Genomic DNA, 15854 nt, shown 5'->3' with positions numbered 1-15854 from the left:
TTCTGCTGTATCCTTAAGCTCATTCGCTTATATATTAAATAGAATAAATTCTATTCAAAAGAATTGCTGGTTTACTTAATTCTATCTCTGTTTAATTTTCAAAGTTCAATGTGCTGTCATCTGACAGCTTTTATATCTTATCACTTTAGAATTATATTGTCAACACTTTTTCATTATTTTTTTTTAATTTTATAAAATGTTATATGATCTCTCCATTTTCCGTTGATAAAAAGATATTCCTTATTTAATCCTAACTTTTCAAAACCGCATCCAATTAATACACCCTGCGATTTTATGTTATCTACCAATGTAGATGCCTCTATTCTATGTAACTCCATTTCATTAAATGCATATTCCTCAACTAATGAAAGTGCCTGTTTCATGTATCCTCTTCCTTGATAATCTTCATCAATTGAATATCCTACAATTGCACTTTTAAATACTCCATATATTATACTTGATATTTGTACCTTACCTATCAGCGTATTTTCTTTATATATGCCAAAATTTGCACCATCTCCATTTAAAAACTGCTTATAATTTTCCATTAGTATCTGCCTTTGAGCCTCAAATGTATAAAAACTTCCTTCTCTATCAGGTTCAAATGGTTCTAGATGTTTTTTATTTTTAATATAGTATTTAAGCATATCATTGGCATCTTCTGGCGTTAAAACTTTTAAGTTTATATCTTTACTATAGAGTCTTAATACATTTATTCTTTGATTACTATTATAAGTTTCACATTCTATTCCAAATATTAATTCATCCTTATGTACATTTTTCTCAATTATACTCTTGTTTAATATTCCTTCTAGCGTAAATCCAATTTCCGTAAAAGGCCTTGTGCTTATTTCTTCATCAACTATAACACTTACCTTATTCATAGCATTCTGCTTAAATAAATATTGTAAGAATAAATTTAAGACTTCTTTAATAATTTCAAAAACTTTTTCGCCTTGCTTATAAAATTTTATCCTTAAGCAACAAAATTTATTATCATTACTAAAATCCAATATAAATATTCTACCAATAGTTATTCCTATTCTGTCTGATATTATGTATTCTCCAGCTATTCTATTTGCTTTTTCAATATTAACGTTCTTGCCTTTTAACATCTTCTCGCCACCCAATTCTTTATAAAGGAACAAAAGGTAATGTTCACCAAGGATTATTTAATGTACAATTTTTAATAATTACGATTGAACAAGTTCTTAGCATCGCATAAATTTTCTGTTTACAATAAATATACATTTTAGATTATATCACATGACAATATATTATGATAAAATATATCTATAATTTTATACGTATTTAATATTCGTATATATAATAATATTCTATACTCTAAAAAGGTGGTTACTATAAAAAATGAATAAAAAATCTCTGAACAAATTAAACTTATTTTTTTTAGGAATAAAAAATAGGCTTTCGGAAAATGTAAGTATTTTTAATAATATTTCAATAACATACTCTTCTGGTTTAAAGAGTTTTTCTGGAAGTGGCATTTATGACAGCAACAAAATACTATACAGTTTTAACGGCACAAAACATTCCTTAAACATAGATGACTTTTTTATAAAAATATTAAATGACGCTGAAAATTACGATTCTCTATCTTTTACTTATAGTGAAAGGGGAACAAATATATTAATTACAGCTGATAATAAAAATGCAACTATGAAAACTATAGCTACAACAGATATTCAAAATGAAAATAAAACTTCTCAAACTGTTACCTCACCATTATTAAATAGAAATTATTTAATTAAAGTTGGCCCAGCTAACCCTCTTCTTGAGGCAATAGGTATACTAACTAAAGATGGTAAAGTAAAAAACGACAAAATAAGGAAGTATAGTCAAATAGATCATTTTATTGAGCTTATCGAAAAAACACTTGATAAAATCTCAAAAGGTAAGACTTTAACCATTCTTGATTGTGGTTGTGGAAAATCTTACTTAACCTTTGCTCTTAATTACTATTTAGTAGAAGTAAAAAAAATCAAATGTCACTTTATAGGTCTCGACATATCCCCTAGTGTAATAGATGCTTCCAAGGAAATTGCAAAAAAACTAGGCTATAAGAATATGGAGTTTCATGCTATAGACATTAAAAATTATAATCCAACTACAAGTGTTGATATGGTAATTTCACTACATGCATGTGATACTGCTACAGATATGGCTCTAGCACTTGGTATAAAACTTAATGCTTCAGCTATAATAGCTGTCCCTTGCTGTCACAAGGAAATGTTAAGTCAATATAAATTCGAACCATTTAACTCCATAACGAAACACGGCGTATTTAAAGCAAGATTGGCTGATACTCTAACCGATGGCATGAGAAGTCTTATGCTTGAAGCAAAAGGTTATGATGTATCTGTAACTGAATATATTTCGCCACTTGAAACGCCAAAGAATCTACTTATTAATGCAATTAAAACAAGTGATTACAACGATGAAGCCATGGACTCATATATGAATCTTATGGGCAAATTAAATGTTTATCCTGCATTATATAATTTTTTAGAAAACGGATGGCAATAAATAATTAAGCATACTAACATAAAGGTAGGTGATTAGTACTTATGAAATTAGTTGTACGAAAGAGAACTATTTTGCTTATTGTATTCTGCATTATTTTAGGTTCATTTATTTCATATAAACTATTTGATACATTCAAATCAAACAATAAACCTTGGATAGTCGCAAATGCAGATCAGCCATCAAAAAAGTTTATTACGAAAGATGCTCTCATAAAAAAAATTGATCAGAAACAAAAATTGATAACTACTGAGGTTGAAATTAGTGCAAAAGCAACCATAGACAATAGCTGGGGCAACTTAAGCATATTTAAAAAGCTACAAAATATATCATTTACAGCAAAGGGCACTTATGTCGTTGATTTAAGCAATTTAAAAAGTAAAAATATATCCTTAGATTTAAATCACAATTCATTAACTTTAAAAATTGCAAAACCTAAAGTAGATACTATTGAAATAGATGACAGTAAAACAGTATATGAAACAACAGAAAAAGGACTTCTTAGATTTGGGGACATTGAATTAACACCCCAAGAGCATGAAACAATGCTTGAAAATGTGAAGAAAAAAATGAATGAAAAAATGCTTGAAAAGGAATATTTTGATAAAGCTTTAGATAATTCTAAAAAATCAATAAAGAGTCTTGTAAATTCCCTTATAAATACAGGTAACTCAAACTATTTAGTAAACATTGAATTTTTTTAAATATCTATGTTTAAATAAAACTGATAGGCTAATTTTGCCTATCAGTTTTATTTTATCCCTAAAACAATAAAAACTGCTGTATCAGCAGTTTTTATTTATGTTAATATCCGCATAACTAAACCCTAAAAAATAAGTTAAAATAAATTAAAAATTGTAAGTTGTACTTATTCCATTAGAAAACGTTTACCGAAAATACAACTTAAACTGATGATAGAATTACATCATATATACAAGACCCCCACCTCATACATACAATTCATTCCTCATATTTTGTTACTTTAAACCCGTTCGCCAAATTTTTGTCACCCACAAACAAAAATCAGCAATTAAAGTATATTATCTTTAAACCCCTTGATTCTTAGTATCTCTATTTGTAATCGTTATCTCTGATTACGTTTACATTATAACATCAATTATTTTTTTTCACAATTCTTATTTTTGAGTAATTTTAAACTTTTGGGGTGATTATCTTCATTTACCTCTCTCATTATACTAATACCACGTTTTAATTTAGTTTTTCAATTAAATACCATTATATTATTATTTGTTAATTAATATAATTTTATACTTATAGGCTTAAATCACTAAATTTAAATATTGCGAACCTTTTTGCAGAGTACAAAGTACAGAGTACAAAGAAGGATGATTTGCCTTTCCTTACGTCAGGTAAATCTTAAACTTAGCTGTTGTTAGCTTAGCTGACAACAGTAATAACGAGATTGCGTAAGCAATCAAAAATAAGTTATAAGATTTCCTGTAGCAAAGCGGAAGAAAATCATCCTTCTTTGTACTTTATACTTTGTACTCTGTACTTTGGTTTAATGGTTCGCAATAATTTTAAATTACGATTAATCTAATATTGGTCTAATATTAAACTCACTATTATTTATAGTATATCTCGCCAAACTTTTTATCTAAATAATCTATAAAATATTTTGCAGTAAGTTCTTCTCCTGTAACCTTTTTAATAAGATCTGCTGGCTTATAAATAGCTCCATATTTATGAACATTTTCCTTAAGCCATTCATGTACACAATGCAAATTACCTTTTTCTATTTCATTATACATATTAGGCATATCTTGTTCCATTTTTGCTAGCAACTGCGCTCCATAAAGGTTGCCAAGTGCATAGCTTGGGAAGTATCCAAAACTTCCATCAGACCAATGCATATCCTGAAGGACTCCCTCTGCATCTTTCGATGGCTCTACGCCTAAATATTCCTTATATTTTTGATTCCAAACTTTAGGCAATTCATCAACAGTAACTTCATCGTTTATGAGCATTCTTTCTATTTCATATCTTATTATTATATGCAAACCATATGTTAACTCATCTGCTTCTGTCCTTATAAGTGAAGGTTCAACATAATTAATTGCATCATAAAATTCTTCAAAAGATACTCCATCAAATTGAGGAAATCTCTTTTGTGCTTCTGGATAAAAATACTTCCAAAATGCTTTTCCCCTACCAATTATATTTTCATAAAACCTTGATTGAGATTCATGTAATCCCATTGAAGGTGCTCCATTAAGAAATGTACCTTCAAGTTCGTCTGGTATATCTTGTTCATATATAGCATGCCCGCCTTCATGAATACAACTAAACAAAGCACTTCTAAAGTCATTTTCATAATAGAAGGTCGTTATTCTTACATCCTTATTTCCAAAGTTTGTGGTAAACGGATGCATATATTCATCAATTCTTCCTGCTTCCTCATAATCATATTCCATCTTCTTCAATACAAACTTACTAAATTCCTCTTGTTCAGCTTTAGTAAATTTCTTAGTAAAAAAATCTATTTTAGGTACATATCCTGATTTTTTTATTTTATCAAGAACACTTATTATTCCGTCCCTCATCTCACCAAAAAGTTTATCTAATTTTTCTGTTGTAATTCCCGGTTCATAGTTATTAAGTAATGCATTATATTTATTTCCTTCATAACCCCAATACTGAACAAACTTCTTGTTAAAATCTATAACTTTTTTTAAATGAGGCTTGAAGATATCATAATCCGAATTATTTTTTGCTTCTTCCCATGCTGACAAAGAAATTGAACATTCTTTTGTATATTGTTCATATTCATTATCTGGTATCTTTTTAGTTCTATTATAGTTATCTTTTAATTCTCTTACAGTTGCTTTTGAGACTTCATCAAGTTCATCCATAGTATTCTCAAAGTAATCTATAAATTCTTTTACTTTGTTTGAAGTTGATAATTTGTAAAATTCACCTGACAAATATGCTTGAACTTCACTTCTATGTTCTACAGCCTTTCGCGGCATATTAACCATGCTATCCCATGAAATTATAGCCGCAGCATTTCCTAAATACTCAATTTTCTTAATGTACTCTTTAAGTTCTTTTAATTTACTTTTAGTTTGCTCCTTCATATTATTCATCCCTCCATGAAATCATAAATTTAAGATATTGTAGATTCAGTTTCCCTACAATATTTCGTTATAATGCACTGTCCTAAATTTCTTGGGCACCTTTTACACATACAATCTCCGGCTTTTCCATCACAGCTCTTTTTATCAAATTCAGGGCAATACTTGCAATTTGATCCTTCTATTATCATATAAATCATCCCTCAATATCTTATATTCATAAATTTGCTTAGAAACTTATTCATATTTTAGTAATTATTTAATACATCTTAATTTTTACATAATAATTAATAAAATTCAACTATAAAACATATTAATTTTTAAGGACTATTTTGTATCTCTTCCTATAAAATAAAAAATAATTAAGCTTGTTTTATTTAAATTAAACAAACCCAATTATCTTATTTCCGTTATATTCCAAGTTTCTTTGACAAAATAAAACCTTATTTGTATTACAAACTGTAAATTGCTTCAGCTTTCTTCCTCATATCGTTTTCTATAGTTTTTCATCATATCTTTAAATATGTCGGCATTAGTTTCTGGTGTATAAGTTATAGCATTAGCACCAGCCTCTATAGTTTCCAATATACTATCATCATTAGGTCCACCTGTTGCTATTATGGGAACATCGGGGAATTTCTCCCTTATTTTTCTTACTATATATGCCGTTCTTTTAGCTCCTGAAACATTAAGTATCGTAGCACCAGAATTAATTCTAGCTTCAATATCTTCATATTCTGAAACAACAGTAACTACTATTGGAATATCTATAGTTTCTCTTATAAGTCCAATTACCTCATTAGATGTTGGACTATTAACAACTACGCCCATTGCTCCCTTAAACTCAGCATCAAGTGCAAGATTTACTACCCTCTTGCCCATTGTAAGTCCTCCACCAACACCACAAAAAACCGGCACATCTGCTGCAAGAACAAGTGCAGCTGTAATAACAGGTTGAGGAGTAAATGGATATACAGCAATTATAGCATCTGCATTAGTATTTCTTATAACCGCAACATCTGTTGAAAAGACAAAAGACTTCAATCTCTTTCCAAAAACTCTTATACCAGTAGCATTTCTTATAACCTGTGGAAGTTCAATCATATGACTTCTAAGCGTACCTTTTATGTCTGGAACATTTTTATTCTTTTTATTTGTCATAACTTGCTACACCCCTCATCAAACAATTAACAACTTACTAAAGATAAACCACTTGAAACTTAAAATTTATTTTTACCAAAATGCCGTCTTCTGGGCATTATGGTGCACATGAATTTTAATAGTTAAAATGGTATATCCATAATTAAAATTACACAGCCAGTGAATCCATTATAGTTATTTTTACTATAATTTTCAATACATCATAATCTTGTATATATTAATTTTTTGTTAAAATATTGAAATTTTTATTTATTACTTTACTATTATTACTATATACTATATCACATATCACCATTTTTAATCAAAGCATGCTTAATTGACATTTTAATTATTAATAGCTACTATTTATTGTGTATAAATATGTATTTACTTTTAATTATACTCATTATTAACCTGTTTATTCCAAATTAAATATTATAAGGAGGTATCACTTATGTCAGATATCCTTGAAGTACAATCTGTCTATAAAAAATTTGGCAGTAGAGAAATAATTAAAGGCATAAGCTTTTCAGTAAAAGAAGGAGAAATTTTCGGTTTTCTTGGTCCAAATGGCGCTGGTAAGACTACCACTATTAAAATGATAGTAGGGCTTATATCACCAAATAAAGGCTCTATAAAAATAAACGGTCATGATATACAGCTAGAACGTGAAGCTGCTCTCTCAAATGTTGGGGCCGTCGTTGAAAGCCCAGAATTATACCTCTATCTTACTGGAAGACAAAATTTAGAACAAATAGCTAGATTCTATAAAAATATAACAAAGGCTGATATAGACAATATAGGAAACTTAGTAGGCTTAAATGGAAGACTTGATGATAAGGTAAAAAAATACTCTCTCGGTATGAAACAACGTTTAGGTCTTGCTTCTTCTTTACTTAGCAAACCAAAATTACTAATACTTGATGAGCCGACAAACGGTCTTGACCCATCTGGGATAATTGATCTTAGAAATTTAATTAAGAAAACTGCAAAGGAGACTGGTACCGCAGTATTCGTATCCTCTCATATACTTTCAGAAATTCAGCAGCTTTGTGATACAGTTGCCTTTATAAAAAGCGGTGTTATACAATCAATCGAGAAATTAAATCAGGAGGAAGTTACTGAATTAAATCATCAAGCTTTTGAAACATTAATTCTTGTAACAAGAGAAAAAGAAAAGTGCCTAGACGCCTTAAAAAATATCTCTCACATAGAAAGTTTTAAGCTGCAAAATGAAAATAACAATATATCAAATATTTTAATTAGCGCAAATGCAGGTTCAATACCAGACATAATACTAGATTTATCAAAACAAAACATCCGTATAGAAGAAATATACAAAAAGCACCAGCAGCTTGAAGATAGATATATGGAACTTGTAAAGGAAGTGAATAAGTAATGCTAAATCTAATAAAAAACGAAATCATAAAATTAAATTCTAGAAAAAAATACTTAATTTGCATAATAATATTTGCACTGTTATGTGGCATTTTTTCTTTTGCATATTCAAAAATTCAAAAATTGGCTACCCCTGATGCTCAAATATCTTTATACACTAAAGAAAAAACTCAACTTGAAAATCAAAAAAATTCAACTTCTGATACTACAAAGCAACAACAATTAGAACAGGCAATTGACCAGTTAAATTCTCAAATTCAACAGCTAAAGCTTAATAAAAAAGCAACTAGTGGAAATTGGAAAACCAATCTAAAAAATTCTATAGATAGTTTAAGAGATGAAAAAAACTCTGCCACAGATATGTCAGCTGATAGTGCAAAAGAAACCTATAATAAGCAAATTATACTTCTACAATATTTAGTAAATCACAATATAAAACCTCAAAATAATGGAGATTTTTCAGCATTTAATTTCCTTACATCTTTATTTAAACTTATTGGACCATTATTTATTCCTATAGTTCTAGCAATACTTTCAGCAGATATAGTTTCTGGTGAATACACTCCACCAACTATGAAAATGCTTCTTACAAGACCAGCAAAACGCGGAAAAATATTGCTTTCAAAATTTATTTCAATAGTTGCTTCCTCAATTATAATAATTATTGTTATCGAATTACTGTTTTATTTAATCATGGGTATAATTTACGGCTTTGATAACCCTATGTATCCCGTTGTAGTTGGGACAAAATATACATCGGGTATTGCTAACCTAACTCAAGATGGAAGTTCGCTAATTCCTGTGCTAGGAAGCTCGTATATTATTGCAACCTGGAAATTTGTTGTAGAAATGTTCTTATTTCAAATTATATATATTGTAACTTGCTGTTCTTTCTTCATACTTTTATCAACCGTATTAAGGAGCAGTTCATTATCAATGACTTTGAGCATACTTCTTACTATTGTTATTAATATATTATCATCAATATCGTATTTGGCAAAAATTTCACCATTTTTCTTTACAACATACGGCTCAATTTCAACTACACTAGATAGCTCGCTTCCCCTATCTACGAACGTAAAATTTTCAACACCATTGTTTGCTGTAATATTTATGATAATATTTAGTGCTGTTTGCTATGCCATATCATATTTTACTTTTGAGAAAAAAGATATGAACATGTGATGTAGAAGCTCTGCTCTACAAATTAATTAATGGAGGGATTTACATTATGCTAAAAGATCTCATAACAAAAAACAGATCCTACAGAAGGTTTTATCAAGAAGTAAAGATTGATAAAAGCACTTTAGAAGAATTAATTAACCTCGCTAGACTATCACCATCAGGTGCCAATCTACAACCTTTAAAATATATTATCTCAAATAAGCCAGAAAAAAATGAAGTTATTTTTCAGGATTTAAAATGGGCTGGATATTTAACTGATTGGAATGGACCAGAAGAAGGTGAAAGGCCTTCCGCATATATAATTATTCTTGGAGATAAAGATATAAGCAAAAACTTTATGTGCAATCATGGTATTGCCAGTCAAAGCATACTTTTGGGTGCTACTGAAAAAGGCTTAGGTGGCTGCATACTTGGCGCAATAAATAAAGATGACTTAAAAAATAAACTTAATATTCCTGATAACTATGAAATCTTATTAGTTATTGCATTAGGTAAGCCAAAAGAAACCGTTGTTTTAGAAGAATTAAAGGATAACGGAAGCATTAAATATTGGAGAGATGAAAATAATGTTCATCATGTACCTAAGAGAAAATTAGAAGATATAATATTAGACCTTTAAAGGCAGTACCACTGCATAAAAAAATCATTTTTGTATACAAACTTTAAATATTGCAAATTAATAGTTAAATTTTTTCGCCTAAAAAGAAGGCGAAAAAGCTAATAGTGAAGGTTTTTAACTTGCTCTGCTCGTTAAAAGGTGAACTTTTTCACTTATGTGAAAAGCAAAGGATGATTTTCCTCCGCTTTGCTATGGAAAATCTTCAATTTAAATTTATAATTTTTCCGTAGCAAGGCGGAGGAAAAATAACCTTAACTTTCGGCTTTAGCCGAAAAGTTCACCTTAAACGTGCGTAGCATCGTTAAACCCTTCACTTTTCATGTAAGTGAAAAAGTTAGTCTTTTAATGAGCAGGGCGAAGTTAAAACCCTTCACTTGATTTACTTCTCAATAATTTTATATTACAATTAAGCATTTTTTAATGTACCAGCTCCCAGCTCCATCTACAATAAAAATTATCATTACCCCTTCCCCATCAATTGTCAATTATAAACTATTATAAATTCTTCAAAAATTTTAATACATAACAACAAACATAATGCTAGCTACTTTTGCTATTACCTTCATGGTACTATACTCTAATTATATACATAAATAATTATGGGAGATGTGTTTTAAATGAGTGAAAATTATGTAATGAAATTAGCCAAAAACATAAGGGAAAATATTCAAAAGGTCATTATTGGTAAGTCAAGTGTAATCGATTTGATGATTACTTCAATAATCGTTGGAGGCCATGTGCTTTTAGAAGATGTCCCTGGAACTGGCAAAACTGTACTTGCTAAGTCCCTGGCAAAATCCATTGATGTTGATTTTAAAAGGGTACAGTTCACACCAGATTTACTTCCATCGGACCTTACAGGTATAAATTATTATAATCAAAAAAATCAAGATTTTACTTTTAGAAAAGGACCTATTTTTACAAATATTCTTCTTGCTGATGAAATAAATAGAGCCACTCCAAGAACACAGTCAAGCTTACTTGAATCAATGGAAGAATATCAGCTTTCAATTGATGGACATACCTATGAACTTTCTCAGCCATTCTTTGTAATTGCTACTGAAAATCCAATAGAAAATCAAGGAACCTTTCCCCTTCCAGAAGCACAACTTGATAGATTTCTTATGAAAATAAGCATGGGATATCCGACCTTAGAAGAAAGTAAGAAAATATTTAAAAGATTTATTTTAGATAATCCATTTGAAACTATTAAATCTACATGTTCAATTGACGATATACTCAATGCAAAAAGAGAATATAAAAATGTATTTGTCCATGATGAAATACAGGAATATATACTTAATATTGTTGAAGAGACAAGAAACAATGACTCTATCACAATGGGTATAAGTCCAAGAGGAGCGCTTGCACTTTTAAAGTCATCACAGGCTTATGCCGCTATAAAAGGAAGAAATTATGTTATACCTGAAGATGTAAAATATTTATGTCCATATGTTTTAAATCACAGAATTATATTAAAAGACACTTTAAGCATAAGAGGTATCTCCGCTTTTTCTATTATTGAAGATATAGTTAATAAAATCAAGGTTCCAACAGAAGATTGGAGTCAACGATAGCATGGAAGTACTATGGATTTTAGTTTTAACTTTTATTGTTATACTTTGTGAAATTAATATTTATACAAAGTATTGCTTTAAGGATTTAAACTTTGAAATTAATCTAAGTAGAAATGAAGTATTTGAAGGTGATACTCTTATTTTAAGTGAAACAATATCAAACAAAAAATTTCTTCCAATTCTATGGCTTGAAGTACAATTTCTAGTTTCAAAGAATCTAAAATTTGATAATTCTGAAGCTTCTTCTTTGGATGATAAATATTATAAAAAAGATATATATTCTATTCTTCCATATGAAAAGTTGAAGAGAAAAATAAAGTTAACAGCATTAAAGAGAGGTTACTACACTATAAATAATGCTACATTAACTGTAGGCGATATTTTTGTAATTTATAAATATTTACTTCATATGGATTATTCAAAAGATTTATTTGTTTACCCTAAACTTTTAAATGGCAGGGAATTTAACCTTAAATTTAGCAATATTATAGGTGAACTTGAGACAAAGAAATATTTGCTAGACGATCCTTTTATGTTGAAGGGCATAAGAGATTATACACCTTATGACTCGCTAAAAACCGTTAACTGGTTAGCTTCTGCAAGAACTGGAGATTTGAAAGTAAATGAGTTTAATTCATCATCTTCAAGAGAAGTTATTTTATTGCTAGATACTCAAAAATATACTTCTTGGGACTCAGAAGATAAAATTGAAGAATCCATACGTATAGTAGCATCTATGTCGGCAAAATGTATTGAAAATAATGTTCCTATTTCTATATTTTCAAATGCAATAAATGAATTAACTCAAAGTCCTATTAATGTACCTATTCAAAGCGGAAAAGCTCAACTTAATTTGATCTATAGAAATCTTGCATGCATAAATTTAAGCAATCAAAAACTAGATTTCCTTGAGATGATTAAAAATCTTAAACTTGCAAAAAAGGATAACTCCTTATGCATAGTAATAACTCACGATTACAGTAAAAAACTTATAGATGAATTATTAGCTCTAAAGAGAAACAAACTATCTATTAACTTAATACTTGTTAAATCGGAATCTGAAACTGTAGATTTGAACCCAGAAATTAAAACTTATATTTGGGAGGTGAATGCTCTTGGAAGATAATATTGATTACTATAAAGTTTCTGATATATCACCTTTTTGTAATTCTCCAAAAAAATTAATTTTTGAAATATTAGAAGTTATAATGAATTTTTTAATTTTTTATCCTGTAATTTCATACATCCTGTACCCAACATCCAAAAACGGTGTTTCATTCCTATTAACTAGTATACTTACAATAATATATTTGGCAGCCATAAACCTAATTAGGATAAAACTAAAAAGAAAAAAACTGATCTTTTTTTTAAGCTTAGTTTTGGGATTATCCTTCTTTACCATACCACTCCAAGAATCTAGCAAATGGGTTATAGGCATTTATTTAACATTAGAATTGTTAAAATCTCTAAGAAAAACTTTTAAACCAAACTATAAGTTTTATAGTCTTCCTTTCTTTTTCTTTGGCGAATTAGTTCTAGGTATAAATTTAGTTTTTGCGTACACAATCAATAGCTCTTATGTAATATTTTTAAATATACTATCATCCATAATTTTTGCATTACTATTCTTATTTTATTTAAGTAGTAGCCGCTCTGCTGTTTTAATTAATGCTGAGAAAGGCTACACCTTCAATAACATAAAAAAACTAACTGCTGGTTCAAGAAAAATTTTATTACCACTATTATTTATATTTTTAGCTGTTATTTCATTTATACTTTTATTAACCAATGGCATAAATCACCTTATTAATTCTAATATAGTAAAGCAAATTGTTTCATTATTTGTTTCTGCAAACCCTTATAATACAACTACCAAACAATTTGACATGCAGCGCAATTCACTCTATAAAATGTTTCATCCAAATGGCAGTGATATCAGCATCAAAAGCACCAATAATTTTTCTTCTTCACATACTAGCTTAATACTAATTATATTAGTTACTATAATTTTATTCTTTTTTCTATATCTACTTTTTAAAAGACTCCTTGACCTTAAAGCTAAAATGGTAACACAAACAAATACTGATACAGAAACTGTATTTTTAGAAGAAGATTTAAAAAAAGATTTGATTAGTATAAGACATAAATTTAACTTCAATTTATCAAATAAAGAAAAACTAAGAAGGAAATATAAAAAATTAATTAAATCATATGCGAAGAAAGGCTTAAAAATACAAGATTCCTCTACAACAAACGAACTTGAAAATGAAATTTCTGAACTTACAAAAGATAACATAAAAAACTGCGGTGACATATATAGAAAAGCAAGATATAGTTCATTTGAGCCAACACCTGATGATATATCAAAAATCAAATAGTTAATTTTGCAAAGTAAGAGCATTCTGGAACATTAAATAACATCAATAAATCTAAGAGGAATATTCTCAAAATCCTAAGAACTTTCAATAACTCACTAACGTTCAAACAGATTGAAAGTTCTAAGCCTTTTGGGAATATTCCTCTAAGATTTATAAGATATTATTTAAATCGTTCCAAAACGCTCTTACTTCGCAATTACAGTGGTTTAAGGTGAAAATTCCTCCGTGCCTACGGAATTTTGGGCTAGTGCAGAAACCTTGATTTTTTACCAAGTAATATGTTAAAAGATTCTAATTGATATATTACTTGATTAACTTATTTAAACATTGGAGACCAAAGATGTAGTAAATTAATCAAATAACCCTTGGTAGGCGTAGAAAAATGATGCTAGGAAAAAAATTTTTTTAAGCTTTGATTGCTTACGCAATCGCGTCATTACTGTTGTCAGCTTCGCTGACAACAGTTAAGTTCAAGATTTACCTGACGTAAAGGAAGGTAAATCATCATTCACTCTACTCTCTACTCTTTACTCTATTTTTTAAGTGTTATTTCTTTAATCACTTTTTTAACTACTTCACTGCCTATTTTGTCTTCCTTCATATTAGATAAAGCATCATCAATATTTTCCCAACTTGCCCCATCAACTTCACTAGATTTTACTATTTCCCCACTAACATACTTCACCATAAAAGTGAGCATAATTATTTCTTTAGACGCAAGATAATGACTTCCAAGATATTTAGGCTCTTTTGCTATAATACCTGTTTCTTCTTTAATTTCTCTAAGCACAGTATCTTCTACAGTTTCATTATTAGCTACATATCCTGAAACAAGTACCTTAGAATCCTTAAAAGTATAGTCCTGCTTCAATAACAAAATTTTATTTTCCCTTATAACAGCTGCAATTATACAAGGCTTAGGAGTGTCAAAAAACATAATATCATCAGTACTACAATAAGGAACGCCTCCTTCATCCCAGCTATACTTTTCTTCTAACTTCTTCCCACATATGGGACAATACTTGTACTTCATACTTAACCTCCACTCTTTACTCTAAATTACACTTCACATTCTTATCTAACGTTATATAGCCTTCTCCAACTAAGCATTCATATCCCATTACATCTACCCCTGCTCTTTTGGCGTTTCGTAAAGCATCTCCAAAAGCTTTGTCCATATCATCATGAGGCATAAAAATATCTATATTATCCATCTGCATCAAAAATAAAATACCAGCACCATATCCTTGTTTTTTTGCCTCAATAAGTTCATTTAAATGTTTAGTTCCTCTTTCTGTAGGTGCATCTGGAAATTTTGCCACTCCGTTATATTCTAAGGTAACGCCTTTTACCTCTAGATAATATATCTCCCCCTTTGAATTACTCAATTTAAAATCAAATCTACTATTTCCAAAAGTTTTTTCTCTCATTACTATATCATATTTTGCTAATGATAAAACCTTCTTATTTATTAAAGCTTCTTCAACAACTTTATTTGGTATTTGAGAATCTATATTTATAAATTTATCTCCTTTATACGCACCAATAAGATCATATTTTGTTTTTCTCTTATCGTTATTACCTTCCCTAAGTATTACCTTGCAACCTTCAATTAAAATTTCTTTGCATCTTCCTGTATTAGGTACATGCACCATCATTTCTTCACCATTTAACAAAATATACGCTTGAAATCTATTTGGCCTTTTTAAAAATACTGCTTCTACTACATTTTCCTTAATATTCATACTTTCGCCTTTCTGTACATTTTTTTATTCAACTTTTAAATTTTTTACTATGGTTTTTTCACACAAAAAACTATAAATTAAATAAGTTATCCACATTTTCCTGTGTTTAATCACAGCTAATTGTGGATAACTGTGATCTATTTCAATAACAATGTGCAAATCCACTATTTTTATGG

The 15854-nt window shown here is 29.0% G+C and carries 14 protein-coding genes; 8 read left to right on the top strand and 6 right to left on the bottom strand.

The window, feature by feature from the left end; all coding sequences use genetic code 11:
- Positions 1-173 precede the first annotated feature (173 nt).
- Positions 174-1115, bottom strand: coding sequence for a GNAT family N-acetyltransferase (locus tag CUEA01_RS24505; RefSeq protein ID WP_234125095.1), 942 nt, complete (start codon positions 1113-1115; stop codon positions 174-176).
- Between the two features lie 253 nt (positions 1116-1368).
- Here CUEA01_RS24505 and CUEA01_RS24500 point away from each other — a divergent pair, with 253 nt between their 5' ends.
- The gene (locus CUEA01_RS24500; protein ID WP_234125093.1) at positions 1369-2544 is read left to right on the top strand and encodes a class I SAM-dependent methyltransferase; all 1176 of its coding nucleotides are present in this window, start codon (positions 1369-1371) and stop codon (positions 2542-2544) included.
- Between the two features lie 41 nt (positions 2545-2585).
- On the top strand, positions 2586-3245 hold the full coding sequence (locus CUEA01_RS24495) for a DUF4230 domain-containing protein (protein WP_234125091.1): 660 nt from the start codon (positions 2586-2588) through the stop codon (positions 3243-3245).
- An 882-nt stretch (positions 3246-4127) separates the two neighbouring features.
- Here the strand turns inward: CUEA01_RS24495 and CUEA01_RS24490 are convergent.
- The 3 genes from CUEA01_RS24490 to CUEA01_RS24480 all read right to left on the bottom strand — a co-directional run bounded on the left by CUEA01_RS24490 (position 4128) and on the right by CUEA01_RS24480 (position 6797).
- On the bottom strand, positions 4128-5639 hold the full coding sequence (locus CUEA01_RS24490; RefSeq protein WP_234125089.1) for a carboxypeptidase M32: 1512 nt from the start codon (positions 5637-5639) through the stop codon (positions 4128-4130).
- Between the two features lie 29 nt (positions 5640-5668).
- The gene (locus CUEA01_RS24485; RefSeq protein WP_234125082.1) at positions 5669-5827 is read right to left on the bottom strand and encodes a hypothetical protein; all 159 of its coding nucleotides are present in this window, start codon (positions 5825-5827) and stop codon (positions 5669-5671) included.
- Between the two features lie 280 nt (positions 5828-6107).
- On the bottom strand, positions 6108-6797 hold the full coding sequence (locus CUEA01_RS24480) for a beta/alpha barrel domain-containing protein (protein WP_234125080.1): 690 nt from the start codon (positions 6795-6797) through the stop codon (positions 6108-6110).
- Between the two features lie 433 nt (positions 6798-7230).
- Here CUEA01_RS24480 and CUEA01_RS24475 point away from each other — a divergent pair, with 433 nt between their 5' ends.
- The 6 genes from CUEA01_RS24475 (at position 7231) to CUEA01_RS24450 (ending at position 13933) form a co-directional block, all read left to right on the top strand.
- A complete protein-coding gene (locus tag CUEA01_RS24475; RefSeq protein WP_234125078.1) occupies positions 7231-8175 on the top strand; it encodes an ABC transporter ATP-binding protein in 945 nt (314 codons plus the stop codon).
- The gene (locus CUEA01_RS24470; protein WP_234125076.1) at positions 8175-9359 is read left to right on the top strand and encodes an ABC transporter permease subunit; all 1185 of its coding nucleotides are present in this window, start codon (positions 8175-8177) and stop codon (positions 9357-9359) included. The genes CUEA01_RS24475 and CUEA01_RS24470 overlap by 1 nt, the downstream gene beginning before the upstream one ends.
- 46 nt (positions 9360-9405) lie before the next feature.
- Positions 9406-9978, top strand: a complete 573-nt coding sequence (locus CUEA01_RS24465; RefSeq protein WP_234125074.1) for a nitroreductase family protein — start codon at positions 9406-9408, stop codon at positions 9976-9978.
- A gap of 617 nt (positions 9979-10595) precedes the next feature.
- Complete coding sequence (locus CUEA01_RS24460) at positions 10596-11555, top strand: AAA family ATPase (protein WP_234125072.1); 960 nt, start codon at positions 10596-10598, stop codon at positions 11553-11555.
- 1 nt (position 11556) lies between these two features.
- Positions 11557-12681, top strand: coding sequence for a DUF58 domain-containing protein (locus CUEA01_RS24455; RefSeq protein ID WP_234125070.1), 1125 nt, complete (start codon positions 11557-11559; stop codon positions 12679-12681).
- Positions 12671-13933: a hypothetical protein gene (locus CUEA01_RS24450; RefSeq protein WP_234125068.1), complete on the top strand. Its 1263-nt coding sequence runs from the start codon at positions 12671-12673 to the stop codon at positions 13931-13933. Before CUEA01_RS24455 ends, CUEA01_RS24450 begins: the two co-directional genes overlap by 11 nt.
- 532 nt (positions 13934-14465) lie before the next feature.
- On the opposite strand, the gene CUEA01_RS24445 is transcribed toward CUEA01_RS24450, so the two are convergent.
- Together CUEA01_RS24445 and sfsA are read right to left on the bottom strand one after the other, a co-directional pair.
- Positions 14466-14966: an NUDIX domain-containing protein gene (locus tag CUEA01_RS24445; protein ID WP_234125067.1), complete on the bottom strand. Its 501-nt coding sequence runs from the start codon at positions 14964-14966 to the stop codon at positions 14466-14468.
- A gap of 16 nt (positions 14967-14982) precedes the next feature.
- Entirely contained in the window at positions 14983-15678 is a 696-nt protein-coding gene (gene sfsA / locus CUEA01_RS24440) for a DNA/RNA nuclease SfsA (RefSeq protein ID WP_234125065.1), read from the bottom strand.
- Between the last annotated feature and the right edge of the window lie 176 nt (positions 15679-15854).

Origin of the sequence: Clostridium hydrogenum, assembly GCF_021432385.1 — a bacterium.
GTDB lineage: Bacteria > Bacillota > Clostridia > Clostridiales > Clostridiaceae > Clostridium_S > Clostridium_S hydrogenum.
This window is presented reverse-complemented; position numbering and strand designations above follow the sequence as displayed.